Consider the following 24,300-nt stretch of genomic DNA (forward strand, 5'->3'; position numbering starts at 1 on the left):
GAAAACGGGGAAGGAGACTCCCGCGGGGGTGTCCGTCCGCGGCCCGCCCGTGCGTCGGTGGCACGAACGGGCCGCACCCGGCGGCTCGCCCCGACGCATCCGGAAGGACACCGCTCATGGACACCGTGCACTCCAAGGACGGCACCCCCATCGCCTACGACCGCACCGGCCACGGACCGGCCCTGGTGTGCGTGGGCGGCGCGCTCAACGACCGCGGGTCGGCCGCGCCGCTCGCCGCGCTGCTCGCGGGCCGCCGCACCGTCGTCGCCTACGACCGCAGGGGGCGCGGCGGCAGCGGCGACACCGCCCCCTACGCCGTCGAACGCGAGATCGAGGACCTGGCCGCCGTCATCGACGCCGTCGGCGGGCAGGCCGCGGTGTACGGGATGTCCTCGGGCGCCGTGCTGGCCCTGCGGGCCGCCGCGCACGGCCTGCCGATCACGCGCCTCGCCCTCTACGAGCCGCCGTTCACCCCCGACGAGCCCGACCGGATCCGGCGGACCCGCGAGCACGCCGCCGAGCTGAACCGCCGCCTGGAGCAGGGCCGCCGCGGCGACGCCCTGGAGCTGTTCATGACCGGTGTCGGCATGCCCGCCGAACTCCTCGCCCAGATGCGCAACGCCCCCATGTGGCCCGCCCTGGAGGCGCTCGCGCCGACCCTCGCCTACGACTCGGCCGTCATGGACGACGCCGCCGGAGGGATCCTGCCCGCCGCGACCGCCGCCGCCGTCACCGTCCCGGCGCTGGTGCTGGCCGGCGGCGCGAGCCCGGCCTGGATGCGCGACGCCGCCCGCCGCCTGGCCGGGCTCCTGCCCGCCGGCGCGCACCGCGTCCTGGACGGCCAGACCCACGACGTCGCACCCGACGTCCTCGCCCCCGCCCTGGAGGACTTCCTCACCGGGTGACCGCCCCACCCCGGCGTGCGGGCCCCCACCCGGGTCCGCACGCCGGGGTGGGTACGTCCCTCAGACCGGTACTTCGATGTGGCCGGGCGCGCCGCGGGACACCTCGGCGCGGCCCGCGGTGACCTGCGCCGCCCACGCCTCGAACGCCTCCACCTCCGCCAGCGGCACCGCCACGTCCGCCTCCACCGCCGCGCCGTAGCGGACGTCGGACGGCTGCACGCCGCGGCCGTGCAGATCCCCCAGGAACCGCCCCGCCAGCGCGTGCTCCACCCGCACCGTCACCGTCAGCACCGGCCGCAGCTCCACCACCCCGACCGCGTCGACCGCCTCCGACACCGCCTGCCCGTAGGCGCGCACCAGCCCGCCCGCGCCGAGCTTCACCCCGCCGAAGTAGCGGGTGACGACCGCGACCGTGCCGGTCAGGCCCCGCCGCACCAGCACCTCCAGCATCGGGATCCCCGCCGTCCCGGCCGGCTCCCCGTCGTCGCTGCTCTTGGTGATCTCGCCGTGCTCGCCGACCACGTACGCCGAGCAGTTGTGGGTGGCGTCGCGGTGCGCGCGGCGGTGCCGCGCCAGGAACTCCACCGCCTCGGCCTCGCCGGACGCGCGCGCCAGCGTGCACACGAACCGGGACCGGCGGATCTCCAGCTCGCGGGAGCCCCCGCCTCTGATCATGCGCATGTCGGCCCCGAGTCTAGGCGCCGCGCCGCCCCGGCGGCCGGGCTCAGCCCTTGGGGAACGGCCACGGGTTCGGGGCGCACCCGTACAGCGACTTGGTCTGCTGCACCATCACCGGCGCGGGACGCCCCTTGCCCGGGCACTGCAGGTGGCCGTGGCCGAGCGCGTGCCCGACCTCGTGGTTGATCACGTACTCGCGGTAGGAGGCCAGGTCGCGGCCGTAGGACGCGGCGCCCTCGCCGTAACGCAGCGCGTTGATGACCGAGCGGTTCCCCTGCCGGCACGACAGCTCCCCGCCGGTGACCAGCGGCGCGCACATCCGGTCGGTCAGCGCCGGGCTCGACAGCGACACCCGGAACCGCACCGGCCCCCGGCCGACCCGCTCGAACCGCATGGTGCCGCCGTGTCCCCAGCTGCGCGGGTCGTTGAGGACCCGCTGGACCTCCGCCGCGAAGTCCGCGCCCGTGATCGGCAGGCCCCGCTCGACCTCCACGGTGTACCGGACGAGGGTGCCGCGCGTCCCCTTCGGCTTCGCCGTGCCCGGAACCACCGCGTATCGGCCGCTCGCCGACCGGGGAATGCGGACGCGGGGCGGCTGGCGGCGGCCGTTCACCATCGGCCCCTGCACAGCCGTCTTGCCCGCCCTGCCCGGCCCGCCCGGTGACCGCCCGGACGCCGACGGGGACGACGCCGGTGACGACGGCGCCGAGGCCGCTCCCGAGGTCGGGGCAGCGGCGGCCGGGACGCGGTCGTCGTCACGGCCCAGCGTCAGCCAGGCGCCGGCGGCACCGGCGCCCAGCACCGCCACGACGCCGACCGCCACCGCGGTGCGGCGCCGCCGCAGCCCGCCGCCCGGCGGGCCCGAGGGGGCGGGAGGGTCCTGAAGGGGGTGCACGGCGCTCCGCTCGGCCAGGGCGCCCGCGGGCGTCCGGCGGCAGGACGGGCGGCGGACCCGCCGGCCGATCCCGCCGCGCGCCACCGAGCCCTCGACCTGCACGAACGCACGACGGCGCCTATCGTCGATCTCGCCTTGATCGTATCGGTCCGGAAACGGTGCGACGCCGGCCTGCGGCCGGGCCGCGGCCGGTCAGGCGTCGATCAGGTCGATCAGGTCGGCGATCGAGGGCACCACCCGGTGCGGGCGGAACGGGAAGCGGCCCACCTCGTCCTTGCGGGTCACCCCGGTCAGCACCAGGATCGTCTCCAGGCCCGCCTCCACGCCGGCGACGATGTCGGTGTCCATCCGGTCGCCGACCATCGCGGTCTGCTCGCTGTGCCCGCCGACGACGTTCAGCGCGGTCCGCATCATCAGCGGGTTGGGCTTGCCGACGAAGTACGGCTCCACCCCCGTCGCGCGGGTGATCATGGCTGCGACGGCGCCGCAGGCGGGCAGCGAGCCCTCCTGGGACGGGCCGACCGGGTCGGGGTTGGTCGCCACGAACCAGGCGCCGCCCTCGATCAGCCGGATCGCCTGGGTGATCTGGGAGAAGCTGTAGGTGCGGGTCTCGCCCAGCACCACGTAGTCGGGGCTGATGTCGGTGAGGACGTAGTCGGCCTCGTGCAGCGCCGTGGTCAGCCCCGCCTCCCCGATCACGTACGCCGACCCCTCGGGCCGCTGGTCGGCCAGGAACCGGGCGGTGGCCAGCGCCGAGGTCCAGATGAACTCGGCCGGGACCTGCAGCCCGAGCGCGGCCAGCCGGGCCGACAGGTCGCGGCGGGTGTAGATCGAGTTGTTGGTCAGCACGAGGAACGGCTTGCCGGAGGCGGCGAGCCTGCGGATGAACTCGTCGGCGCCGGGGACGGGGTGGCCCTCGTGCACCAGCACGCCGTCCATGTCCGACAGCCAGTACTCGATCGGCTTGCGCTCGGTCATGTCCCCATTGTCGCAGGTGGAGATCGTCACGTGGAACGGTCCGGGGCCGCCTGGGGGCGTCCGGGCGGCGACCGGGGGGCGACCGGGGGCGTCCGCGCGGACCGTTGACCGGCGAGTGAGACAAATCATAGATTTGCCCCACGGTGCGCCGAACCGTGTTCGGTGAAAGGGCCGCTCGGCGGCGCGCCGGTGCAGTCCGCGGGAGGCGCGCGTGCAGAGCCGCGAGAACAACGGCCCCGAGCTGACGATCGCCGAGGTCAGAGCCCGGCTGACGGCCCCGGGCCAGCTCTTCGAGATGGACGAGGTCGACATCCGCGGCGTGCGGACCCGCGTCTGGAAGAACGCCCCGACCACCCTGCGGGACGTCCTGGAGCTCTCGCGCGGGCACGGCGACGCCCCGTTCCTGGTCTACGAGGACGACCGGCTCAGCTTCGCCGAGCACCACCGCCGCGCCGCGGCGTTCGGGCGGCTGCTGGCGGCCGAGTACGGCATCGCCAAGGGCGACCGGGTCGCGATCGCGATGCGCAACTACCCCGAATGGTCGGTGGCGTTCTTCGGCGCCGCCGTCGCCGGCGCCGTCGTCGTCCCGCTGAACGCCTGGTGGAGCGCCGACGAGCTGGAGTACGGGCTGCGCGACAGCGGCGCCCGGCTCCTCGTCGCCGACGCCGAGCGCGCCGAGCGCCTCGCCGGCGTGCTGCCCGGCCTCGGCATCCCGCTGCTGGTCGCCCGCCCGGGCGGCGACCCGCCCGCCGGCGGCGAGGCCTTCGACACCGCCCTCGCCCGCGCCCTGGACGACGGCGCCGACGGCCTCCCGGACGTGGAGATCGGCCCCGAGGACGACGCCACGATCTTCTACACCTCCGGCACCACCGGACGCTCCAAGGGCGCCCTCGGCACCCACCGCAACATCACCACCAACCCGGTCAGCCTCGCCTACGGCCTGCTGTCGGCGGGCGTGCGCGCCGGCGCCACGATCGAGCAGCTCACCACGCCGCAGCCGCGCGTCACCCTGCTGAGCGTCCCGTTCTTCCACGCCACCGGCTGCCACTCGGTGCTGGTGTCCAGCGCCCTGCAGGGCGGCACCGTCGTGCTGATGTACAAGTGGGACGTCACCAAGGCGCTGGAGCTGATCGAGCGCGAGCGCGTCACCGGGTTCGGCGGCGTGCCGACGATGGCCTGGCAGGTGCTGACCTCCCCCGACTTCGACAAGTACGACACCTCCAGCCTCACCGGCGTCAGCTACGGCGGCGCGCCCGCCGCGCCCGCCCTCGTCGACAAGATCAAGGAGCGGCTGCCGCAGCGGGTCCCCGGCAACGGCTACGGCCTCACCGAGACCTCCTCGGTCACCACCTACAACGGCGGCGTGAACTACCTGGAGCACCCCGACAGCGTCGGCCCGCCCGTCGCGGTCTGCGACGTGCGGGTCGTCGACCCCGCCACCGGCGAGGACCTGCCGCCCGGCGAGGTCGGCGAGCTGCTCATCGCCGGCCCCAACGTGATCAAGGGGTACTGGAACAAGCCGGAGGCGACCGCGCAGGCGTTCGCGGACGGCTGGTTCCACAGCGGCGACCTGGCCCGCGTCGACGCCGACGGGTTCGTCTACATCGTCGACCGCGCCAAGGACATGCTGATCCGCGGCGGCGAGAACATCTACTGCGCCGAGGTCGAGGCCGCCCTCTACGAGCATCCCGCCGTCGCCGACTGCGCCGTCATCGGCGTCCCGCACGACGTCCTCGGCGAGGAGGTCGGCGCCGTCGTCGTCCCCCGCCCCGGCACCTCGCCGGCCCCCGAGGAGATCCAGGCGTTCCTGCGCGAGCGGATCGCCGCGTTCAAGGTGCCCGTCCACTTCTGGTTCCGCGACGAGGGCCTGCCCCGCAACCCCGGCGGGAAGATCCTCAAGACCCGGCTGCGCAGCGAGCTGCTCGGCTGACCCGCCGCCCCGCCCACCGTCCACCCCGGCCCGCCGCTCCCCTCACGGGCACCGGCGCGCCCGTCCACCCCCGGGCGCGCCGGGTAACGTGATCTTGTGAGCGAACAACGACCCGCCGGCGGGATCCGCCGGATCAACGCCCCGGACCTGGCGCCCGGCCCCGGCTACAGCCACGTCGTCTCGGTGGACGTGCCCGGGCGCCTCGTCGTCGCCAGCGGCCAGATCGCCCTGGACGGCGACGGGAACCTCGTCGGCCCCGGCGACCTGGAGGCCCAGACCCGGCAGGTGTTCACCAACCTGCAGGCCGCGCTCGCCGCCGCCGGCGCACGCTGGGAGCACGTGATCCGGCTCGGCTACTTCCTGCGCGACGCGTCGAAGGTCGGCGTGGTGCGCGCCGTCCGCGCGGAGATGCTGCCCGACGGCGTCGACCCCGCCGCGTCGCTGATCCAGGTGTCCGGGCTGGTCCGCGACGACCTGCTCATCGAGGTGGAGGCCCTCGCCGTCGTCCCCGCCGCCTGACCGCCCCCAAGCAACGCGGAAGGGGCGGGGCTCCGGGCCCCGCCCCTTCGCACCGGATCACCGTCAGACGTTCACGCCGAAGTCGGCGGCGATGCCCGCCAGCCCCGAGGCGTACCCCTGGCCGACCGCGCGGAACTTCCACTCCGCGCCGTTGCGGTACAGCTCCCCGAACACCATCGCGGTCTCGGTGGAGGCGTCCTCCGACAGGTCGTAGCGGGCGATCTCCCCGCCGCCGGCCTGGTTCACCACCCGGATGAAGGCGTTGCGGACCTGCCCGAAGCTCTGCTGCCGGCCGTCGGCGTCGTAGATCGACACCGGGAACACGATCTTGGCGACCTCGGCCGGGACCGCCTGCAGGTCCACCTTGATCTGCTCGTCGTCGCCCTCGCCCTCGCCGGTCAGGTTGTCGCCGGTGTGCTCCACCGACCCGTCCGGGCTCTTCAGGTTGTTGAAGAACACGAAGTGCTGGTCCGACAGCACCTTGTTCTCCGCCGAGCACAGCAGCGCGCTGGCGTCCAGGTCGAAGTCGGTTCCGGTGGTGGTGCGCACGTCCCAGCCCAGACCCACCACGACCGCGGTCAGTCCGGGAGCCTCCTTGGTCAACGAGACGTTGCCGCCCTTGCTCAGACTGACTCCCACTGTGCCTACCTCCGTATCGGACCGGGCGGATGACCCTCACCCGCGGCCTGTCTTAGCAGAACGGTAGCCAGTCCCCGCCGGTTCCCCCGGCGGTTTCGCCGATGACCGGCGTGGCGTGCGGATTCGCGCCCGCACGCCACGCCGATCATGAGCCGCAGCGGGTCAGCCGCCGGTGAGGAACGCCGTCGGCGCGGTGATCACCGGCGGGAGCTCGAACGCCGCCGCCAGCTCCCCGGCGCGCGGCGCGAGCCCGTCGCAGGCCCGCCGCCGCGCCGCGTCCACCTCCTGCAGCCATCCCGGCGGCACGACGCCCTCGTCCAGCAGGCCGTCGGCGCGGCGCGCCATCCAGTTCAGCGCGTGCAGGCGCAGCACCGGCCGCAGCGCCGCCGGGCCCGACTCGGCGGCGGCGTCGCAGATCTCCAGCATGACGCGGTCGGCGCACGCGGTCGCGGTCCGCGCGGCGAGCACGAGGTTGTCGTTCCAGGCGGTGAACGGGTCGGCGCCCGCGTCGGCGGCGGCCCGGACCCGGGCGGCGAGCGCGTCGCGCATCCGCCGCTCGGCCTCGCGCGCCAGGAACAGCGGCACCCGCGGCGAGTCCAGGTCCCCGCCGTCCGGCGGGCCCGGCACCGCCTCGGGCGGGGTGTAGCGGTCCAGGTCGGCCATCGCCCTCGCCGTGTCGTACAGGATCAGCTCGTTGTCGCCGCCGGCGTTCATGTAGGCGTGGGTGAGGCCCCGGTAGGCGTTGAGGCGCTCCACGGCCGCGAAACCGGGTGCGCCCGAGTGCACCCGGCACATCGACACCGTCTCCTGCGCGGTGACGGTGGACGCCGCCTTCAGCAGCGCCAGGTCCCGGTCGACCGCCGACCACGGCGCCCACGCGGTCTCCGGCCCGCCGGCGGGGACGTCGGCGGAGGTCCGGCGGGCCTTGACGTGCGCGGCGACGGCGGTCAGCGCGTACGCCGACGCCAGCGCGCCCAGCACCGCCTCCTGCTGGTTGCGGTAGTCGGTCAGCGGGCGGCGCGGCGCGAGGCGGCCGAGGGTGGAGCGGCCCGCCGAGTGCGCCAGCAGCATCCCGGCGGACGCGCGGGTGATCGCGGCGGACGCGGAGATCACCGCGCGCCACACCGCCGGTGCGATGCCCATCGAGCGGGTCAGCCGCGCTCCCGGCGATCCGGCGGGGTCGTGGAAGGAGCCGTCGGCGTCGATGCGGGCGCCGTCGCGCAGCCACGCCTCGTAGGGGACGTGCAGGTCCTCCAGCAGCACGGCCGCGTAGTCGACCTGCAGCCCGGTGGTCTCGGGCGCCGGCACGACCCGCACGCCGGGCGGGACGGTCCCGTCGGGGCCGCGGACCGGCACCGTGAACACGAACACCCCGCGCTCCTCGCCGCCGTGCACGAGCGTGGCGTAGACGCAGGCGGTCTTGGGCAGGTCGGGGTGGGCGGTGCTGGTGGGGAACTTGGCGGCCTGCACGTCGGGGGTGTGCAGCACGAACCCGCCGGTGGCGGGGTCGTGGCGGGCGACGGTGCGCGGCGACAGGTGGCTGTTGCTGCGGCCGACCTCGGTCATCAGCAGCGTCCCGAACGAGTCCATCGACTCCAGGGCCTCGCGGGCGGCGCTCGGGCCGTCCTGGGCGGTGCCGAACCGGATGACGGGGCCGAGCGCGAGGGTGTAGTGCAGCAGCATCACGTGGAACAGCGCCGGGTCGGCGATCGCGGCGCGTTCCAGCAGCGCGCACAGCGCCGGCGGGTCGTCCAGCAGCTCGGAGGCGGGCGGCGCGGCGAGCCCGGCGCGCCGCAGCCGCGCGTAGGTGAGGGCCTGGTGGTCGCGGGCGGTGAGCCCGCCGGGGTAGGTGAAGAACTCCTCGGGGACGGCGTCGGCGAGCCGTTCGCGGAGTTTGGGGCCGGGGGACGCGCCGCGCACGAAACCGGCGAGGTCGCCATCGGGGGAGGTGCCCATGGACATGCCCATCGCGCTGCTCTCCTGTCGGGACGGAGTGGTCGGGCTGAGGGGGGCGGGCGGAAGCGGGAGCGGGCCGGGGTACGGGCCCGGGGGGCGGGCCTGCGCGGGTCAGGCCTGCGGGTCGGGGGTGATGCCGGGCGCGGACTTGCCGACCGGCGGGCCGTCCGGCCCGATCGCCTCGGCGGCGCCGGGCGCGGTCTCGGTGGTGCGGGGGCGCGGCACGTCCTGGCGGGGCCGGTCGCGCAGCGGCACCAGGAAGGTGTGCGCGTCCGGGACGCTGAGGCGGGCGCACTGGCACAGCGCGTTGCCCGACCCGGCCTCGGCGAACACCGTCGCGCCGGCGGCGTGCACGGCGCGCAGCGTCTCCGGCAGCCGGACGGGCTTGACGATGCAGTCGGCCAGCGCGCGGTGCAGGTCGTCGTCGTCGCGGTAGGCGCGGCCGCGCACCGGGGAGTGCACAGCCAGCTCCAGCGGCCGCTGCGGGAACGCGCGGATGACCGAGTACCACTCGTCGTCGGCACCGGCCATCGCGGGATGGTGCGACAGGTAGGGCACGGCGAGCCGGACGGCCCGCACCCCGGTGTCGCGGGCGGCGGCCAGCACCGCCTCCAGCGGCGCGTCGGGACCCGACACGACGGTGACCGACGGGGCGTTCAGGCACGCGACGACGACCTCGGGCGCGCCGGCGGCGCCGATGCAGGCGCGGGCGCCGTCCTCGCCGGCCTCCAGCAGCGCCATCCCGCCGCCCGCGCCGCGCCGGGCGAGGACGTCGACGAGGCTGACGGCCATCCGGGCGCCGTCGGCGATGGCGAACACGCCCGCGCAGACCATCGCGGCGATCTCCCCGAAGCTCTGCCCGACGGCGAAGCCGGGCTGCACGCCCATCGCGCGCAGCGCGCGGTCGACGGCGACGGAGGAGGCGTAGCCGGCGAGCTGGGCGACGCCGGGGGCGCGGGCCGCCGCCCGGTACCCGGCGGGGTCCTCCAGCAGGATCGCGCGCATCGACGGCCACCCGTCCGGCAGGCCCTCCTGGACGGCGTCCAGGACGTCGGCGGCGGCGCGTGCGGCGGCGGGCCCGGAACGTGCCAGCGAGGGCAGGTCGGGGACGCCTGCCGAGCCGGTCCCGGCGAACAGGAACGCGCAGACGTCATCGGGTTTGAGCTCCCCGGCGGGGTCGAAGGGGCCGTCCGGATGGAAAGAGGAGTGGGACACGCGAGGTCTCCTTACCTGGAAGGAAGGCTCTCTTTTCTTTTCGGATAAAGGCCGCTTAACGAGGAGTTATGGAACACAAATCCTGAAATGGGATTATTCACTCATGGAATCGGCCTGGCAACCGTCGGTGCAACGGACGGACCGCAGCGCGGCCCCCGCCGCGCCGCGCCCGGCCACGACCGCCGGCCTCACCGCCGGCTGGGGGGAGCGACGCATGACCTGGAGCGACCAGCAGCCCGCGCACACCCGGTGGGCGATCCGCGGCACCGGCTCCTACCTGCCGGAACGGCGCGTGCCCAGCACCGAGGTGGCGCGCTCGCTCGGCCTGGAGGACGACTGGGTCGAGGAGCGCACCGGCATCCGCAGCCGACACGTCGCCGCTCCCGGGCAGGCCGCCTCCGACCTCGCCGCCGCCGCCGCGCGCGACGCCCTCGACGCGGCCGGGCTGCGCCCCGCCGACGTCGGGCTGATCGTCCTCGGCACCTCCACCCCCGACGAGCTCGGCCCCTCCACCGCCTGCCGCGTGCAGGCGCTGCTCGGCGCTCGCGGCGCCGCCGCCTTCGACGTCGCCGCCGCCTGCACCGGGTTCGTGTTCGGGCTGCAGGCCGCGCTCGGCTGGCTCGCCGCCCAGCGCGGCGCCGCCCCGTACGCGCTGGTCATCGGCGTCGAGGTGTACTCGCGGTTCCTCGACCCCGCCGACCGCGGCACCGCCGCGCTGTTCGGCGACGGCGCCGCCGCCGCGGTCGTCGGGCCCGTCCCCGCCCCCTACGGCATCGGGCCGGTGACGCTCGGCTCCGACGGCACCCGCGCCGGCGACGTCCTCATCCCCGCCGGCGGCTCCCGCCTCCCCGCCGCCGCCGAAACGCTGGCCGATCTTGGCCACACCATCCACATGGACGGCCGCGCCGTCCGCGGCTTCATCGCCGAGATGCTGCCCCGGCTGGTCGCCGAGGCGTGCGAGGACGCCGGGATCAAGCCCGCCGACCTCGCCCTGGTCGTCCCGCACCAGCCCAACCCACGGCTGGTGGCCTCGCTGGCCGGGCGCGCCGGCCTCGACCCCGCGCAGCTGATGATCGCCGGGGAGGACGTCGGCAACATCGGCGCCGCCAGCCTCCCCTACGCGCTCGACCGGGCCGTGCGGACCGGCCGCGTCGGCGGCGGCGACCTGGTGCTGCTCGCCGGGTTCGGCGCGGGGCTGACCTGGGGCCACACCCTCATCACCTGGCCCGCCGCCTGACGCCTCAGGGGCGGGCGGCCGCGCCGCCCGCCCCCGCCGCGCCGGGGCCGTCACCGGCCGAGCAGGCCGGCGACCGAGCGCAGCAGGTCGCGGGTCTCGGCGCGGCGGTCCCAGCCGATCACCGCGCAGACGGCCGCGAGCGCGGCGGGGAACAGCGCCCACGCGGCGTCCAGCACCAGCAGGTGGGTGAGGACCGCGCCGGCCAGCAGGCCGATCAGCGCGGTCGCGGCGAACCCGGCCAGCCGCGGGACCACCAGCCCGATCGCGCCGGCGGCCTCGACGGCCCCGGTCACGTACCGGAACCACTGCCCCCAGCCGATCCGGGCGAAGGTCTCGACCGCGTCGGCCTGCCCGGCGAACTTCGGCATCGCCGAGGCGAAGAACAGGAACGCGGCGATGAGGGCCTGCGCGGCCCACAGGACGCGGCGCAGGACGCGGCGGCGGCCCTCGACGGTGCCGGTGGCGGGGGCGGCGAGGATCTGGGTGACGGTCATGGCGGTGTCCTTCCGTGCGACGTGCTCGTCTCGTGCCTTCACTGACGCGTCGCACGGGCGGACGCCGGATCGACATCCCGCCGGATTTTTTCTCCGAGTTTTTTCGCGGACCGCGTCAGCGCAGGTCAGCGACCGCCCGGAGCGCCCCCGCACCGGCGCCGGCGGGCGCCTCGCGGGCGTTGTGGCGGGCGGCGACCGCGGCGGTGACGCGGACGAACGCCGCCAGCGCCCGCGACCGCGACTCCTCCGGCCACGCCAGCACCAGCGTCGTCGGCGGCGCGTCGGGCACCGGCACCGCCGTCAGGTCGTCGCGCAGCAGCCGCCGGTAGGAGCGGGGCAGCACCGCCACCATCCGGCCGAGCGCGATCAGCTGCATCACCTGGCCCCCCTCGGTCACCATCGGCCCGTCGCCGTCCGGCCGGTACGGGGTCCGCGGCAGCACCTCACCGTCCAGGTCGGCCATCGACACCTGCGCCCGGCCCGCCAGCCGGTGCGTCCGGGGCACGACGACGACCTGCGGTTCCACCACCAGCTCCTCGACGGCCAGGCCGGTCAGGTCGGCGCGCGGCGCGTACAGCAGGGCGGCGTCGGCGCGGCCGTCGTCCAGCGCCTGCCGCGCGCCGTAGCCGAACACCATCTCCACCGGCGGCGCCTCCGGTTCCCGCTCGTACCCGGCGAGGATCTCCGGCAGCAGCCCGCCGCCGTCCCCGCCGGGCTTCATCGCCAGCGCCAGCCGCGCCCCGGACCCGCCGGCCCGGCGGGTGCGGCGCACCGCGGCCTCGACGGCCGCCAGCGCCGCGCCGCCCTCGGCCAGCAGCGTCTCCCCCGCCGGGGTCAGCGTCACCCGGCGGCTGGTGCGCTCCAGCAGCCGGACGCCGAGCCGCCGCTCCAGCCGGGCGATCGCGCGCGACAGCGGCGGCTGGGCGATGCCGAGCCGTTCGGCGGCCCGCCCGAAGTGCAGCTCCCGGGCGACCTCCACGAAGTAGGCCAGCTCCCGCGTCTCCACCACATCCATACCTCCAGGGTATCGATCGGGGTCCGGTCGGTGTTGGAGTCGGGCCCGGGGGCGATGGTGGAGTGAAGGACATGACCGAGACACCGAACGACGACAAGGTCGCCCTGGTCACCGGGGCGAACAAGGGGATCGGCCGCGCCATCGCCGAAGGCCTCGCGGCGCGCGGGATGACCGTGCTGCTCGCCGCCCGCAACCCCGACCTCGGCGAGAAGGCGGCGGCGGATCTGCGCGACGACGGGCACGACGTCCGGTTCGTCCCGCTGGACGTCACCGACGACGCGAGCGTGCGGGCCGCCGCCGGCGCGGTGACCGCCGCGCCGGGCCGCCTCGACGTGCTGGTGAACAACGCCGGCATCTCCGGCGGCGTCCGCGACCTGCCGTCCGAGGCGGACCTGGACCGCACCCGCCGGGTGTTCGAGACGAACCTGTTCGGCGTGATGCGGGTGACCAACGCGCTGCTGCCGCTGCTGCGCCGCTCCCCCGCCGCGCGGATCGTCAACGTCTCCAGCGGCACCGGGTCGCTGGCCCACATGACCGACCCGGACCACTACTTCTGGAACCTGGGCGCCGTGGCGTCCTACCCGCAGTCCAAGACCGCGCTGAACATGCTGACCGTCCAGTACGCCAAGGAGCTGCGCGACACCGGCATCCTGGTCAACGCGGTCGCGCCCGGCGCCTGCGCCACCGACTTCGCCACCGAGCACATCCGCGCGGGCCGCACCATCACCCGCACCGCCGAGCAGGGCGCCGCGATCGCGATCCGGATGGCGACCCTGCCGGACGGCGGCCCGACCGGCGGGTTCTTCGACGACGACGGCCCCGTCCCCTGGTGACCCGTCCCCGTGGTGACACGGGCCGGCCGCCCGGTCACCACGGGGACAGGACCAGCGCCTGGACGGCGAGCGCCGTGGCCGCCTGCGCCGCCAGCCACCACCGCGACCCCGCGCCCGGCACGGGCCCGGCGGCCCGCAGCGACGCGGCCGCCACCAGCCACGCCGCGAACGGCACCCAGATCCGCTCGACCTCGCCCTTCGTCACCCCCGACAGGTCCAGCACGACCACGCCCAGCAGCGCCGCGCACGCCGGCAGCGCCACCGCGGCCGCCGGGGACAGCGCCCTGGTCCGGGCGGCGCGCCACAGCGCGCCCGCCGCGCGCGGCAGCGCGTACGCGACCGCGGGGCCCGTCAGCAGCCCCAGCACTGCGAGGTCGCCGAACAGGAAGTAGGCGTAGGACCGCTGCGCCGAGCCGCGGCTGACGAGGTAGGTGTCCAGGGTGGCGCGGACGCCGTCCGGCCACCAGAACCCCAGCAGCGTGAACGCGGCCGGCACCACCACCAGCCCCGCGACCAGGCACGCCAGCACCCGCGGGCGCGGACGGGACAGCAGCAGCACAGCCAGCGGCACCGCGAACAGCGGCAGCAGACCGTACGACAGGTACGGCAGGCTTCCCAGCAGCACCCCGCCGGCCACCGCCGCGACGGCCGCCGAGACGGGACCGGCGCGGCGGGCGGCGACCGCCGCCAGCGCGGTCCCCCACGCGGCGACGGCGAGGAAGAACGCGTCCATCGCGGTCGCGACCCACAGCGCCAGCGGCGCCAGCACCAGGAACGGCACCGCCGCCCGCGCCGCCCGCTCCCCCGCGACGCACCGCAGCGTCACCGCGATCGCGGCGACCGCCGAGGCGCCCGACGCGATGACGAACGCCGCCGCCCACCCGGTGCCGGGCAGCCCCGCCTTCTCCAGCGCGAACAGCGCCAGCGTCGGCAGCGGCGGATGCCCCCGCACGTGCGTGGTGTAGCCGCCGAGCCGCTCGGTGAACGTCCGCAGCCACTCCAGCGGGTCCGGCCGCACCTGCGCCAGGCCCGCCGGGTACTCGGTCGGCGCGTCCAGCGGCCGGGCGAGCGCGCCCCAGCCGTCGCAGGCGGCGAGCGCGACCGCCCACAGCGCGGCGCCCGCCCACGCGGCCGGCAGCAGCGTCCGCCACCGCAGCCGCGACGCCGCCCACGGCAGCACCGCCACCAGCGCGGCGGCCGCCACGATGGCCGGAGCCATCCGCCAGGTCAGCGGATGCGAGCGCGCCCGCGCGTGCAGCGGCGGCAGCGCGTCCTCGGTGGCGAGCCCGGCGCGCCGCAGGTACCAGCCGACCGTGAACACCGCCGCGATGCCCGCCGCCCACACCGCCACGGCGATCCATCCCGGACGGGTCCCGCGCCCGGCGTCCGGGGCCGCCGCGGCCGGGGCGCGGGTGTCGGTGGCGGTCATTTGCCCCGCTCCCTCTTCGGCGGCGGGACGGCGCGGTGCGCGCCGCCGCCCGCGGCGTCCCGGCGGCGGCTCCGGGTGAGCATCCGCGCCGCCAGCACCGCGACCGCCACGGCGCCGATCACGCCGACGACGATCGCGAGGTTGCGGCCGTAGGGCAGCGGCAGCTGCGACGGGACGTCCGGGCGGCGCCCGTAGCCCAGCACCAGCGGGATCGCCACCGCCGTCACGCACGCCGCGACCAGCAGCGCGCCGCGCAGCACCCGCCGGTAGGCGACCGGGATCCAGCCCGTCACCGCGCCCGCGACCAGCACCGCCGGGACCAGCACCCCGTCGTGCAGGACCGCGGCGCCCGCGAACCACGCCGCCCAGCGCCCGACCGGGACGTCCGCGACGATCCCGCTCAGCCCGTAGCCGATCAGCGCCAGTCCTCCCGCGTACGTCGCCGCGTGCGTGAGCGTGCGCGCGTTCACCGGACCACCAGCCGCTCGACCCACTTGGTCTGCATGACGCCGGGGCGGTTCGGTGCGATGAGCCGGCACGGGTAGCCGTGGTCGAGGTCGAGCGGCTCGCCGTTCACCCGCAGCGCCAGCAGCGTGAGGGGGTCGTGCCAGTGCGGCGGCCGGACCTCCGAGGTGCGGTAGAGGCCGTAGCGCTCCAGCGACTCGACACGGACGTCGGCGTCGTCGTCGACGCCCGCCATGCGCAGCACGTCCCGCAGCCGCACGCCCTGCCAGGTCGCCTCCGCGCTCCAGCCCTCCACGCACGCGATCGGCAGCCGCGCCGTCCGCATCGGCATCGCCTGCAGCTGCGCCAGCGACAGGGTCAGCTCGCGCCGGACGCGTCCGGTGACGGTGAGCCGCCAGCCCGGGTCGCGGGCGAGCGCGGTGACGCCCGACCCGGCGGCGGACTTGTTGACCGGCAGGCCCTGCGACCCGATCCCGGGACGGCGCGGCGCGAGCACCGCCAGCCGCGCCAGCGGCGACACCGTCTCCCCCACGGTGGTCGCGACGACGACGCCGCTCGCGCCGAACACCGTCAGCAGGAACGTGCGGCGGCGCAGCCCGTCGGTGGGCCGCGTCATCACGGTGCGGCGCGTCTTGGACCACTCGTTGGCGATGTGGATCAGCAGCGCGCCGATGATGATGTAGGCGGTCCAGTAGTGCGCGGTGGTGAAGAAGAACCGGAACGCGTACCAGTAGTCGATGTTCATCACGCCGGTGACCAGCTGGAACAGCGACCCGCCGACGAGCACGAACACCAGCAGCCGCTCGACCGCGTGCCCGGCGGAGCGGGCGGGCGGCCACTGCAGCAGCCGCGGGTAGACCGTCCACAGCTTGGCCAGCAGCAGCGGCACCGCCGCCAGGCCCGTCATGACGTGCAGCCCCTGGGTGACCCGGTACAGGTTCACCGGGCGCGACGGCCACGTCATCCAGTTCGGCGGGTTCTGCATCAGGTGGCTGACCAGCCCGGTGCAGAACGCGACGAGGAAGCAGGCGCCGAGCGCGATGCCGAGCCACGCGGCGACGCGCTCGTCGTGCAGGCGGCTGGTGAAGCGCTCGGGCAGCGTCGTCAGCGCCGCCGGCGGGGCCAGCAGCCGCGAGCGGAGCGGCCTGGTCAGGAGCGCAGGGCGACGAACCATCGGCCGGCCTCCTCCCACCGTTCGGTGATCTCGGCCGCGCACGCGGCGGCCAGCGCGCCGGCGCCGTCGGCGGACACGTGCGCCCAGGGGAACCATTCGCCGACCGCGCGGCCCGACCGCAGCCGCAGCGGCTCGGTCCGCGACCCGGCGCCCGGCGGGTCCACCTCCACCAGCGCCCGGCCGCCCGGCCCCAGCAGCGCCAGGACGCGGCGCAGCAGTACGGCGGGGTCGCCGCCGATGCCGATGTTGCCGTCGGCCAGCAGCACCGTCCGCCACCGCCCGGCGCCCGGCACCCGCCCGAACACGTCGCGGCACAGGGCCGGGGCGCCCGCCGCGATCGTCAGCGCGACCGCGCGCGGCGCCACGTCGATGCCGAGCACCGGCAGGCCGCGGCGGGCCAGCGCGGCCGTCAGCCGTCCCGGGCCCGACCCGACGTCCAGGGTGGCGCCCCGGCAGCGGTCCAGCAGCTCGGCGTCGCCGGGGCGCAGCGCCAGCCAGTCCTGTACCGGCAGCGGCCGTCGGCGGCCGTCGGCGTGCTCGATCTCCACCGGCGCGGCGCCCCGCAGCGCCTCCTCGTACAGTTCGCCGATCATGCCGGGACGGTCCCTTCGGCGACCCTGCTCCCGAGGGCGCGGACGGCCGCGGCGAACCGGCCGCCGGGCGCCTGCGCGGCGACGGCCTCGGCGTCGGGCGGGGTGTCGACGTCGGTCAGCTCCGGCATGGCCGCGACGGTGAGGCCGACGGCGTGCAGGCGGGCGAGCTGGAGCGTTCCGGTGTCGGGGCGCGACATCGGGACGCCGAGCAGCAGCCGCTCGTCGGGGCGGCGCAGTCCCAGCAGCCAGAACCCGCCGTCGCGCGCCGCGCCGAACACCGCGTCGTGCCCGCGCAGCGCGCGCCCGGCGCGGGCCAGCAGCGCGGGCGTGACCTGCGGGGTGTCCATCCCGATCAGCACGAGCGGGCGGCCGTCGTAGGCGTCGGAGAAGGCGTGCGCGAGCCGCTCGTCCAGCCCGCCGCCGCGCTGCGCGACCACCGCGAAGCCGCGGGGCAGCCACGGGCCCGACGCCCCCGACAGCGCGAGGACGCGGCGGCGCGCCGGCGTCGCGGCGACCGCGGCGAGGGTGTCGTGCAGCGCGGCCGCGGCCAGCGCGGCGGCCTCATCGGGCGTGTAGGCGGAGGTCAGGCGGGTCTTCACCCGTCCCGGCACCGGCTCCTTGGCGATGACGATCAGGTCGGCCTCGCTGTCCGGGGCGGTCACGGGGCGACCTCCGCCAGGACGCGGCGCATGTCGCGGACGGCGCGGACCGTCCCGCCGAGCGTCCCGGTCACCTTCGACTCGCCGGTGCGCGGCAGGTACGCCACGTCCAGCTCACCGATCCGCCAGCCCGCGCGGGCGGCGCGCAGCACCATCTCCAGCGGGTAGCCGAACCGGCGGTCCGCCAGTTCCAGCGCGAGCAGCCCGGCGCGCGGCGCGGCGCGCATCGGGCCGAGGTCGTGCAGCCGGGTGCCGGCGCGCCGGTTCAGCGACCGTGCCAGGACGGCGTTGCCGAGCCGGGCGTGCGGCGGCCACGCGCCGCGCCCGGCCGGGCGGCGCCGCCCCAGCACCAGCGCGGGCGCGCCGCCGGCCGCGAGCCGGTCGAGCTCGGCGACCAGGCGCGGCAGCTCGGCGGGGTCCAGCGAGGCGTCGGCGTCCATGACGCACACCACCTCGGCGGTGGCGGCCAGCAGCCCGGCGTGGCAGGCGGCGCCGAACCCGCGGGCCGCGGCGGGCACCACGTCGGCGCCGTGGTCCGCGGCAACGCGCGCGGACCCGTCGGTGGAGGCGTTGTCGACCACCAGGGGGCGGAAGCCCGCGGGCATCCGCGACAGCACCCACGGCAGGGCCTCCGCCTCGTTGAGGCACGGGAGAATCACGTCGATCACGGCTCTGACGCTACTTTCGGTGACGGGCCGGCGACCCTTACGAACTGGTGACGGGCTGCCGGGCAGGCGCCGCGGCGGGCCCGGCGGGGGCCGCGGTGTCCCGGGCGAACTCGGCCATGCCCACGTCGAACGGCACGGACGCGGCGAACCCGAGCTCGCGGCGCGCGCGGTCGGGGCGGGCGACGATGTGGCGGACGTCCCCGAGCCGGTGACCGCCCGTGACGCGGGGCCGCGGGCCGCCGAACGCGCCGGCGAGCGCGCGCGCCATGTCGCCGATGGTGCGGGGCTCGCCGCTGGCGATGTTGTAGGCGCGCAGCGCGCCCGGCCCGGGCGCGCCCGCGGCGGCCCGCTCCAGGGCGAGCACGTTGGCGCGGGCGACGTCGCGGACGTGCACGAAGTCGCGGCGCTGCGCGCCGTCCTCGAACACCAGCGGCGCCTCGCCGTTCATCAGCCGCGACCGGAAGATCGCCGCGACGCCCGCGTAGGGGGTGTCGCGCGGCATCCGCGGCCCGTACACGTTGTGGTACCGCAGCGCCGCGGCGGTGCCGCCGGTCGTCCGCGCCCACGACGCCGCCAGGTGCTCCTGCGCGAGCTTGGTGTCGGCGTAGACGTTGCGGGGGTCGAGCGCCGCGTCCTCGGCGACGGTGCCGGGCGCGAGCGGGCGCCCGCACTCGGGGCAGTCCGGTTCGAACCGTCCGGCGCGCAGCGCCTCCTCCGGGCGTGGCGCCGGACGCACCGGGCCGTGCGCCGCGCAGCTGTAGGCGCCCTCCCCGTAGACGACCATCGACGACGCCAGCACCAGCGTGCCGACCCCGGCGCGGGCCATCTCCGCCAGCAGCACCGCGGTGCCGTGCACGTTCACCGACGCGTAGTCGGGCAGGTCGGACACGTCCACGCCGAGGCCGACCTTGGCGGCCTGGTGGCAGACGGCGTCCGCGCCGCGCAGCCGCCGCGCGACGGCGAGCGCGTCGCGGACGTCGGCGGTGCCCGCCGCGCCGCCCGAGGGATCCAGGCCGTCGGGCCGCAGGTCCAGGCCGCGGACCCGGTGGCCCGCGGCGGTGAGCGCCTCGGCGACGTGCGAACCGATGAAACCGGCCGACCCGGTGAGCAGTACGTCCATGCCGTCGAACGGTAGGCCGCCGCGGCCGCCGGATCCGGCGTGAAGGCGCCCGTCAAGGCACCTTGTTCGAGACTTGTAAGATCTGCGGGTTTCCGCGCCGCCGCCCGGGCGCCGGGGGCGCGGCGGTCAGGCGGCGATGCGGTCGGCGAGCAGCCCGGCGGCCTTGTCGGCGTCGGCCTCGGTGGTGGACAGGTGGAACGCGCAGCGCAGCCGCCCGGCCCGCACGGAGGCGACGACGCCGTTGGCTCGCAGCAGCTCGGCGGTGCCGTCGGTGACGGGCACCGACACGATCGCCGAGTCGCCGGGCTCGAGCCCGAGCGCGGTCTGGAAGCGGCGGGCCAGCGCCACGTCGTGGTCGTGGATCGCGGCGACGCCGACCCGCTCGATCAGCTCCAGGGCGGGCGCGTGCCCGGCCCAGCACTGCCAGGCCGGCGACAGGTCCAGGCGGCGCGCGTCCGGCGCCAGGCGCAGCGGCGTGCCGTAGATGGAGTCCCACACGTCGGCGCCGGCGTACCAGCCCGCGCCGACCGGCGGCAGCGCGGACAGGGCCTCCTCGGTCCCGGCGAAGAAGCAGGTGCCGCGCGGGCCGAGCAGCCACTTGTAGCCCGAGCACACCAGCCAGTCGACGTCCCCGGCGGGCAGCGGCAGCCATCCGGCGGCCTGCGTGGCGTCCAGCAGGATCCGGGCGCCGTGCGCGCGGGCGGCGGCGACCAGGTCGTCCATGGGGGCGATGCGGCCGTCGGCGGACTGCACCGCCGACACCGCGACCACGTCGACGTCCGGCCCGGTCTCCTCGGCGATGCGTTCCAGCGGGACCTCGCGGACCGCCAGGTCGGAGCGGGCGAGGAACGGGAACAGCAACGAGGTGAAGTCGCCCTCGGCGACCAGGACGCGCGCGCCGGCGGGCAGCGACGCCGCGACGAGCCCGACGTAGTACGACGCCTGCGAGCCGGCGGCGACGCGGCTCGCGGGCAGCCCGAGCAGCCGCGCGAACGCCTGCCGGGACCGGGCGACGGCCTCGTCGAGGTCGGACGGGACCAGCAGCCCCGCGGCGCGGTCCCGTTCGGAGGCCATCATCGCCTCGTGCGCGGCGCGCGGCGGCAGCCCGTAGGTGGCGGTGTTGAGGAACGCGACGCCGGCGGTGAACTCCCGCTGCGCGTCGTGGATAGAAAGGGCGTCGTGGACGGAAAGGGTCATGCTCCGATGGTCGTGCACCACCCGGCCATAGCACAAAGTACGGTTCTCTGGATGACCCATAAGCGCGGTTGATATCTTGCGAGGATGCTGGACCTGCACCGCGGCCGGATCCTGCGGGAGGTCGCCCGCCTCGGCTCGATGACCGCCGCCGCGCGCTCCCTCGCCTACACCCAGCCGGCGGTGTCGCACCACATCGCCCGGCTGGAGGCCGAGGTCGGCACGCCGCTGGTGGTGCGGCACGGCCGCGGCGTCCGCCTCACCGAGGCCGGCCGGATCCTCGTCGAGCACGTCGAGGACGTCCTGGCCCGCATGGACGACGCCGAGGAGCAGATCGCCGCGATCGCCGGGCTGCGCGCCGGGCGGGTGCGGATCGCGGTGTTCCCCACCGCGGCGGCGTCGCTGCTGCCGCCCGCCCTCGCCGGGCTGCGCGCCCGCGCGCCCGGCGTCACCGTCACCCTGATGGACGCCGAACCGCCGCAGGCCCTCGCGGCGCTGCGCGCGGGCGACGCCGACGTCGCGGTGGTGTTCCACCACGAGTACCTGCCGCCCGACACCGACGCCCGGTTCCGCGAGGTCGAGCTGTGCCACGACCCGATCCGGATCGTGCTGCCCGCCGCGCATCCGCTGGCCGCAGGCCCTGTCCGGCTGGAGGACCTGGCTGAGGAGACGTGGGCGTCGGGCTGCGCGCGCTGCCGCGACCACCTGAACTGGGCATGCGGGCGCGCCGGGTTCGTCCCGCGGATCGCGTTCGCCAGCGACGACCACGTCGCCGTCCAGCGGCTCGTCGCGCACGGCCTGGCCGTCACCGCGCTGCCCGGCCTGGCGCTCGGCCTGCACTCCGAACCGGGCGTGACGATCCCGCTGGCGCCCGACCTCGGCAAGCGCCGCATCGCCGCGCTGGTGCCCGCCGGGCCCCGGCCGCCCGCGGTCGCCGCGCTGCTGGACGAGCTCGCCGCCGCCGCACCGTCCAGCACGGCGGGCGCCACGGCGGGCGATGCGGTCAGGCCAGGTGGCGGTGCAGGTCGGTGAGGCGCGTCGCCGCCTTCAGCACCGCCTCGGTCAGCTCCGGCATCCGGTCGTCGCCGAACCGCACCGACGGGCCCTGCAGCGCCACCGCCGCGAACGTGCGGCCCGCGCCGTCGCGGACCGGCGCCGCCACCGCGCGGACGCCGGCGAGCCGCTCCTCGTCGTTCACCGAGTAGCCGCGCTCGCGGATCCGCGCCAGCTCGGCCTGCAGCTCCGCGCGGGTGGTGAGCGTGGACGGGGTGAACCGCCGGTACGGCTCGTCCATCGCGACCTGGTCGTCGGCGAACGCCAGCAACGCCTTGCCCATCGCGCAGGTGTGGATGGGGTTGCGGTCGCCGGGCGGCTGGTCGTAGCGCAGCGGGTGCGTGGAGGGCAGGTGCAGCAGCACCGCGACCTCGTCGCCGGCGCGGACGCCGAGGCTGACCGCCTCGCCGGTCCCGTCGCGCAGCGCGGTCAGCTCCGGCTGCAGCAGCGTGGTGCCCATCCGCTCCAGCGCCAGCCGGCCGAGGATCGCGGCGGTGGGGCCGAGGAAGTACCGCTCGGTCTGCGCGTCGCGGCCGAGCATGCCGGTGGCGTGCAGCGCGTGCACGATGCGGTGCGCGGTGCTCACCGACAGCCCCAGCCGGTGCGCGATCTCGGTGGGGGTCTGCCGGTCGGCGTCCTCGAAGGTGCGCAGCACCGCCACCGACCGGTCCACGGTCTGCGTGCCCGGTTTCGGGCGGTGGCCGCCCGGTCCCGGCGGTCCGGCGGGCACCGCGCTCACCCGTCCTGCGGCCGCGGGGCCCACAGGCTCGGCAGGTTGACCACGATGCCCTCCTGCGTGCTGCGGGCGATCACCACGACCGCCTCCTCGTCGCCGGACGGGTTCTCCTCGCGGTGCGGGACGTAGGGCGGGACGAACACGTAGTCGCCGGGCCCGGTCTCCACCCGGACCTCCCGGTCCCCCTCGGCGAACACGAACACCGGATGCCCCGACACCACGTAGATCGCCGTCTCGGCCTCGCCGTGGTGGTGGTCGCCCGAACTGGTCGCCGGCGGGACGTGGGTGCGGCCCATCCACAGCCGCTCCGACCCCACCGTCGTGCCGGAGATCGCCTCGAACCGCCGCATCCCGGAGGTCTGGGCGGTGTCGGAGCGCACCTGCGACCCCCGGACGTGCTCGATCCTCCCGTGCCAGGCCGCCGTTCCCCGCGTTTCGGTCTCGTCCGTCACGCGTCCCATCCTCGCACCGGGCCGGCGGCGGCACCGACCGGGGGCGCGCCCGTCCGCCCGGCCGTGCGCCGGACCGTGCCATAGTGGGCGCGTGGGATCCGCGACGATGACCCCGTCCACGACCATGACCCCCTCCCCGAGGGTGACCGCGCGCCACGGCGTCGGGTTCGCGATGAACCCGTGCGCGAGCCTGCTGCGGCTGTACGCCGAGCACGGCCCGGTCGTGGCCGTCGGGACGCGCCGCCGGCCGTTCGTGCACCTGTTCGGCCCGGACGCCAACGCGTTCGTGTTCGCCAACTCCGGGCTGTTCCGCTGGCGGGAGGCGTTCGACCTGCTGGTGCCGGTGAACGGGGAGACCGCGCTGATCGTCAGCGACGGCGCCGACCACAAGCGGCGGCGCCGCCTCGTCCAGCCGGCGTTCCACCACCGCCGCGTCGACGGGTACGTCGCCCGGATCGCCGCCAACACCGGCGCCGCGCTGGCGTCCTGGACGCCCGGCCGGACGCTGGACGCCTACGCCGAGCTGCGCGGCGTCATCCGCCGCAGCACCGTGGAGGTGCTGTTCGGCGACCGGCTCGCCGCCGACGCCGAGGTCATCGGGCACGGCCTGCAGGTCGCGCTGGCCGGCATCGACCGCAACTTCGTCGCGCAGATGATGCTGCGGGCGCTCCCCAACCCGTACTGGCGGCGCGTCACCGCGTCCCGCGCGGCGGTCGCGCGGCGGGTGGACGAGGAGATCGAGCGGCGGCGCCGCGAGGGCGGCGAGCACGACGACGTGCTCGGCATGCTGATGGCGGCCCGCGACGACGACGGCGCGGGCCTGACCCGCCAGGAGCTGCAGGACCAGGTCATCAGCCTGATCTCGGCCGGGTACGACACCACCAGCGCGGCGATGGCGTGGGCGGTGTACGCGCTGCTGGTGCACCCGGACGCGGCCGAGCGGGCCCGCCGGGAGGCCGCCGAGGTGCTCGGGGACCGTCCGCCGGAGGCCGCCGACCTGCCGAAGCTCACCTACCTGGACGGGGTGGTGCAGGAGACGCTGCGGCTGTTCCCGCCGGCGGTGCTGAGCGCCCGCGTCCCCGTCGAGGACTTCGCCTACGCCGGGCACCGGATCCCGGCGGGCGCGATGGTGCTGTACTCCCCCTACGTCACGCACCGGATGCCGGAGGTGTGGCCGCAGGCGGGGCGGTTCCGGCCCGAGCGCTGGATCCCGGGCTCGGAGCTGCACCGCCCGACGACCCCGTCGACGTACCTGCCGTTCGGCGGCGGGCCGCACCGCTGCATCGGGTCGACGCTGGCGACCGTGGAGATCAAGACGATGCTCGCGTGCCTGCTGCGCGGCCCCCGGCTGCGGCTGGTGTCCGCGGCGGTGACGCCGACCAGCGTCACCGCGATGCGGCCGCGCGGCGGCCTGCCCGTGCGCGTCCTGCCCGCCTGACGCGCGCCGGGCGGCCGCCGCCCGC

Annotated in this window: 25 protein-coding genes; 7 read left to right on the forward strand and 18 right to left on the reverse strand. The window is 76.4% G+C overall.

Features of this window, described 5'->3' with window-relative positions; translation table 11 throughout:
- Nucleotides 1-116: 116 nt before the first annotated feature.
- Nucleotides 117-905 (forward strand): alpha/beta hydrolase, encoded by a 789-nt coding sequence (locus AB0C78_RS04820; protein WP_360741706.1) that lies wholly within the window; start codon nucleotides 117-119, stop codon nucleotides 903-905.
- A 60-nt stretch (nucleotides 906-965) separates the two neighbouring features.
- Here the strand turns inward: AB0C78_RS04820 and AB0C78_RS04825 are convergent, their stop codons facing one another.
- The 3 genes from AB0C78_RS04825 to AB0C78_RS04835 form a co-directional block, all read right to left on the reverse strand.
- On the reverse strand, nucleotides 966-1,586 hold the full coding sequence (locus tag AB0C78_RS04825) for a YigZ family protein (protein WP_360741709.1): 621 nt from the start codon (nucleotides 1,584-1,586) through the stop codon (nucleotides 966-968).
- Between the two features lie 43 nt (nucleotides 1,587-1,629).
- Nucleotides 1,630-2,580, reverse strand: a complete 951-nt coding sequence (locus tag AB0C78_RS04830) for a DUF3152 domain-containing protein (protein ID WP_360741712.1) — start codon at nucleotides 2,578-2,580, stop codon at nucleotides 1,630-1,632.
- Nucleotides 2,581-2,670: 90 nt separating this feature from the next.
- A complete protein-coding gene (locus tag AB0C78_RS04835) occupies nucleotides 2,671-3,456 on the reverse strand; it encodes an HAD-IIA family hydrolase (protein WP_360741715.1) in 786 nt (261 codons plus the stop codon).
- Nucleotides 3,457-3,667: 211 nt separating this feature from the next.
- Between AB0C78_RS04835 and AB0C78_RS04840 the strand changes: the two genes are divergently transcribed.
- Nucleotides 3,668-5,386: a class I adenylate-forming enzyme family protein gene (locus AB0C78_RS04840; protein ID WP_360741717.1), complete on the forward strand. Its 1,719-nt coding sequence runs from the start codon at nucleotides 3,668-3,670 to the stop codon at nucleotides 5,384-5,386.
- Nucleotides 5,387-5,482: 96 nt separating this feature from the next.
- Nucleotides 5,483-5,905 (forward strand): RidA family protein, encoded by a 423-nt coding sequence (locus AB0C78_RS04845; protein ID WP_360741720.1) that lies wholly within the window; start codon nucleotides 5,483-5,485, stop codon nucleotides 5,903-5,905.
- A gap of 63 nt (nucleotides 5,906-5,968) precedes the next feature.
- Here the strand turns inward: AB0C78_RS04845 and AB0C78_RS04850 are convergent, their stop codons facing one another.
- The 3 genes from AB0C78_RS04850 to AB0C78_RS04860 form a co-directional block, all read right to left on the reverse strand.
- Complete coding sequence (locus AB0C78_RS04850) at nucleotides 5,969-6,544, reverse strand: TerD family protein (RefSeq protein WP_151546229.1); 576 nt, start codon at nucleotides 6,542-6,544, stop codon at nucleotides 5,969-5,971.
- 162 nt (nucleotides 6,545-6,706) lie between these two features.
- Nucleotides 6,707-8,512, reverse strand: a complete 1,806-nt coding sequence (locus AB0C78_RS04855; RefSeq protein ID WP_360741724.1) for an acyl-CoA dehydrogenase — start codon at nucleotides 8,510-8,512, stop codon at nucleotides 6,707-6,709.
- A 99-nt stretch (nucleotides 8,513-8,611) separates the two neighbouring features.
- Nucleotides 8,612-9,715 (reverse strand): acyltransferase domain-containing protein, encoded by a 1,104-nt coding sequence (locus AB0C78_RS04860; protein ID WP_360741727.1) that lies wholly within the window; start codon nucleotides 9,713-9,715, stop codon nucleotides 8,612-8,614.
- 214 nt (nucleotides 9,716-9,929) lie between these two features.
- Here AB0C78_RS04860 and AB0C78_RS04865 point away from each other — a divergent pair, with 214 nt between their 5' ends.
- A complete protein-coding gene (locus AB0C78_RS04865) occupies nucleotides 9,930-10,952 on the forward strand; it encodes a ketoacyl-ACP synthase III (protein ID WP_360741730.1) in 1,023 nt (340 codons plus the stop codon).
- 50 nt (nucleotides 10,953-11,002) lie between these two features.
- Here AB0C78_RS04865 and AB0C78_RS04870 read toward each other — a convergent pair whose 3' ends face one another.
- Both AB0C78_RS04870 and AB0C78_RS04875 read right to left on the reverse strand, forming a co-directional pair.
- Nucleotides 11,003-11,446, reverse strand: a complete 444-nt coding sequence (locus AB0C78_RS04870; RefSeq protein ID WP_360741733.1) for a DoxX family protein — start codon at nucleotides 11,444-11,446, stop codon at nucleotides 11,003-11,005.
- 115 nt (nucleotides 11,447-11,561) lie between these two features.
- Nucleotides 11,562-12,461, reverse strand: a complete 900-nt coding sequence (locus tag AB0C78_RS04875) for a LysR family transcriptional regulator (protein ID WP_360741736.1) — start codon at nucleotides 12,459-12,461, stop codon at nucleotides 11,562-11,564.
- 71 nt (nucleotides 12,462-12,532) lie between these two features.
- Between AB0C78_RS04875 and AB0C78_RS04880 the strand changes: the two genes are divergently transcribed.
- On the forward strand, nucleotides 12,533-13,294 hold the full coding sequence (locus AB0C78_RS04880; RefSeq protein WP_360741739.1) for an SDR family oxidoreductase: 762 nt from the start codon (nucleotides 12,533-12,535) through the stop codon (nucleotides 13,292-13,294).
- A 34-nt stretch (nucleotides 13,295-13,328) separates the two neighbouring features.
- Here the strand turns inward: AB0C78_RS04880 and AB0C78_RS04885 are convergent, their stop codons facing one another.
- The 8 genes from AB0C78_RS04885 to AB0C78_RS04920 all read right to left on the reverse strand — a co-directional run bounded on the left by AB0C78_RS04885 (nucleotide 13,329) and on the right by AB0C78_RS04920 (nucleotide 20,599).
- Nucleotides 13,329-14,723 (reverse strand): hypothetical protein, encoded by a 1,395-nt coding sequence (locus AB0C78_RS04885; RefSeq protein WP_360741742.1) that lies wholly within the window; start codon nucleotides 14,721-14,723, stop codon nucleotides 13,329-13,331.
- On the reverse strand, nucleotides 14,720-15,193 hold the full coding sequence (locus AB0C78_RS04890; RefSeq protein WP_360741744.1) for a hypothetical protein: 474 nt from the start codon (nucleotides 15,191-15,193) through the stop codon (nucleotides 14,720-14,722). The genes AB0C78_RS04885 and AB0C78_RS04890 overlap by 4 nt, the downstream gene beginning before the upstream one ends.
- Nucleotides 15,190-16,362, reverse strand: coding sequence for a molybdopterin-dependent oxidoreductase (locus tag AB0C78_RS04895; RefSeq protein ID WP_360741747.1), 1,173 nt, complete (start codon nucleotides 16,360-16,362; stop codon nucleotides 15,190-15,192). The genes AB0C78_RS04890 and AB0C78_RS04895 overlap by 4 nt, the downstream gene beginning before the upstream one ends.
- Nucleotides 16,338-16,955: a class I SAM-dependent methyltransferase gene (locus AB0C78_RS04900; RefSeq protein ID WP_360741750.1), complete on the reverse strand. Its 618-nt coding sequence runs from the start codon at nucleotides 16,953-16,955 to the stop codon at nucleotides 16,338-16,340. The genes AB0C78_RS04895 and AB0C78_RS04900 overlap by 25 nt, the downstream gene beginning before the upstream one ends.
- Nucleotides 16,952-17,617: a TIGR04282 family arsenosugar biosynthesis glycosyltransferase gene (locus AB0C78_RS04905; protein ID WP_360741753.1), complete on the reverse strand. Its 666-nt coding sequence runs from the start codon at nucleotides 17,615-17,617 to the stop codon at nucleotides 16,952-16,954. Before AB0C78_RS04905 ends, AB0C78_RS04900 begins: the two co-directional genes overlap by 4 nt.
- A complete protein-coding gene (locus tag AB0C78_RS04910) occupies nucleotides 17,614-18,282 on the reverse strand; it encodes a glycosyltransferase family 2 protein (protein WP_360741756.1) in 669 nt (222 codons plus the stop codon). The genes AB0C78_RS04905 and AB0C78_RS04910 overlap by 4 nt, the downstream gene beginning before the upstream one ends.
- 37 nt (nucleotides 18,283-18,319) lie before the next feature.
- Nucleotides 18,320-19,402, reverse strand: a complete 1,083-nt coding sequence (locus AB0C78_RS04915; RefSeq protein ID WP_360741759.1) for an NAD-dependent epimerase/dehydratase family protein — start codon at nucleotides 19,400-19,402, stop codon at nucleotides 18,320-18,322.
- A 126-nt stretch (nucleotides 19,403-19,528) separates the two neighbouring features.
- Nucleotides 19,529-20,599: an aminotransferase class V-fold PLP-dependent enzyme gene (locus AB0C78_RS04920; RefSeq protein WP_360741762.1), complete on the reverse strand. Its 1,071-nt coding sequence runs from the start codon at nucleotides 20,597-20,599 to the stop codon at nucleotides 19,529-19,531.
- An 84-nt stretch (nucleotides 20,600-20,683) separates the two neighbouring features.
- Here AB0C78_RS04920 and AB0C78_RS04925 point away from each other — a divergent pair, with 84 nt between their 5' ends.
- On the forward strand, nucleotides 20,684-21,628 hold the full coding sequence (locus AB0C78_RS04925) for a LysR family transcriptional regulator (RefSeq protein ID WP_360741765.1): 945 nt from the start codon (nucleotides 20,684-20,686) through the stop codon (nucleotides 21,626-21,628).
- Here AB0C78_RS04925 and AB0C78_RS04930 read toward each other — a convergent pair.
- Nucleotides 21,600-22,388 carry an IclR family transcriptional regulator gene (locus tag AB0C78_RS04930; protein WP_360741769.1) on the reverse strand — a complete coding sequence of 263 codons (789 nt, stop codon included), beginning with the start codon at nucleotides 22,386-22,388 and terminating at the stop codon, nucleotides 21,600-21,602. The two genes, AB0C78_RS04925 and AB0C78_RS04930, sit on opposite strands and share 29 nt — an antisense overlap.
- On the reverse strand, nucleotides 22,385-22,837 hold the full coding sequence (locus AB0C78_RS04935) for a cupin domain-containing protein (RefSeq protein WP_225992441.1): 453 nt from the start codon (nucleotides 22,835-22,837) through the stop codon (nucleotides 22,385-22,387). Before AB0C78_RS04935 ends, AB0C78_RS04930 begins: the two co-directional genes overlap by 4 nt.
- A 91-nt stretch (nucleotides 22,838-22,928) precedes the next feature.
- Here AB0C78_RS04935 and AB0C78_RS04940 point away from each other — a divergent pair, with 91 nt between their 5' ends.
- Entirely contained in the window at nucleotides 22,929-24,275 is a 1,347-nt protein-coding gene (locus AB0C78_RS04940; RefSeq protein WP_360741774.1) for a cytochrome P450, read from the forward strand.
- Nucleotides 24,276-24,300 lie beyond the last annotated feature (25 nt).

Origin of the sequence: Actinomadura sp. NPDC048394, from assembly GCF_040651755.1 — a bacterium.
Classification (GTDB): domain Bacteria; phylum Actinomycetota; class Actinomycetes; order Streptosporangiales; family Streptosporangiaceae; genus Spirillospora; species Spirillospora montaniterrae.

Bases quoted from the DNA above. Each gene is read 5' to 3' on its own strand.
- AB0C78_RS04925 (WP_360741765.1), top strand. From the start codon at position 20,684: ATGCTGGACCTGCACCGCGGCCGGATCCTGCGGGAGGTCGCCCGCCTC.
- AB0C78_RS04870 (WP_360741733.1), bottom strand. From the start codon at position 11,446: ATGACCGTCACCCAGATCCTCGCCGCCCCCGCCACCGGCACCGTCGAG.
- AB0C78_RS04920 (WP_360741762.1), bottom strand. From the start codon at position 20,599: ATGACCCTTTCCGTCCACGACGCCCTTTCTATCCACGACGCGCAGCGG.
- AB0C78_RS04835 (WP_360741715.1), bottom strand. From the start codon at position 3,456: ATGACCGAGCGCAAGCCGATCGAGTACTGGCTGTCGGACATGGACGGC.
- AB0C78_RS04820 (WP_360741706.1), top strand. From the start codon at position 117: ATGGACACCGTGCACTCCAAGGACGGCACCCCCATCGCCTACGACCGC.
- AB0C78_RS04895 (WP_360741747.1), bottom strand. From the start codon at position 16,362: ATGGTTCGTCGCCCTGCGCTCCTGACCAGGCCGCTCCGCTCGCGGCTG.
- AB0C78_RS04855 (WP_360741724.1), bottom strand. From the start codon at position 8,512: ATGGGCATGTCCATGGGCACCTCCCCCGATGGCGACCTCGCCGGTTTC.
- AB0C78_RS04915 (WP_360741759.1), bottom strand. From the start codon at position 19,402: ATGGACGTACTGCTCACCGGGTCGGCCGGTTTCATCGGTTCGCACGTC.
- AB0C78_RS04885 (WP_360741742.1), bottom strand. From the start codon at position 14,723: ATGACCGCCACCGACACCCGCGCCCCGGCCGCGGCGGCCCCGGACGCC.
- AB0C78_RS04825 (WP_360741709.1), bottom strand. From the start codon at position 1,586: ATGCGCATGATCAGAGGCGGGGGCTCCCGCGAGCTGGAGATCCGCCGG.
- AB0C78_RS04865 (WP_360741730.1), top strand. From the start codon at position 9,930: ATGACCTGGAGCGACCAGCAGCCCGCGCACACCCGGTGGGCGATCCGC.
- AB0C78_RS04875 (WP_360741736.1), bottom strand. From the start codon at position 12,461: ATGGATGTGGTGGAGACGCGGGAGCTGGCCTACTTCGTGGAGGTCGCC.
- AB0C78_RS04880 (WP_360741739.1), top strand. From the start codon at position 12,533: ATGACCGAGACACCGAACGACGACAAGGTCGCCCTGGTCACCGGGGCG.
- AB0C78_RS04900 (WP_360741750.1), bottom strand. From the start codon at position 16,955: ATGATCGGCGAACTGTACGAGGAGGCGCTGCGGGGCGCCGCGCCGGTG.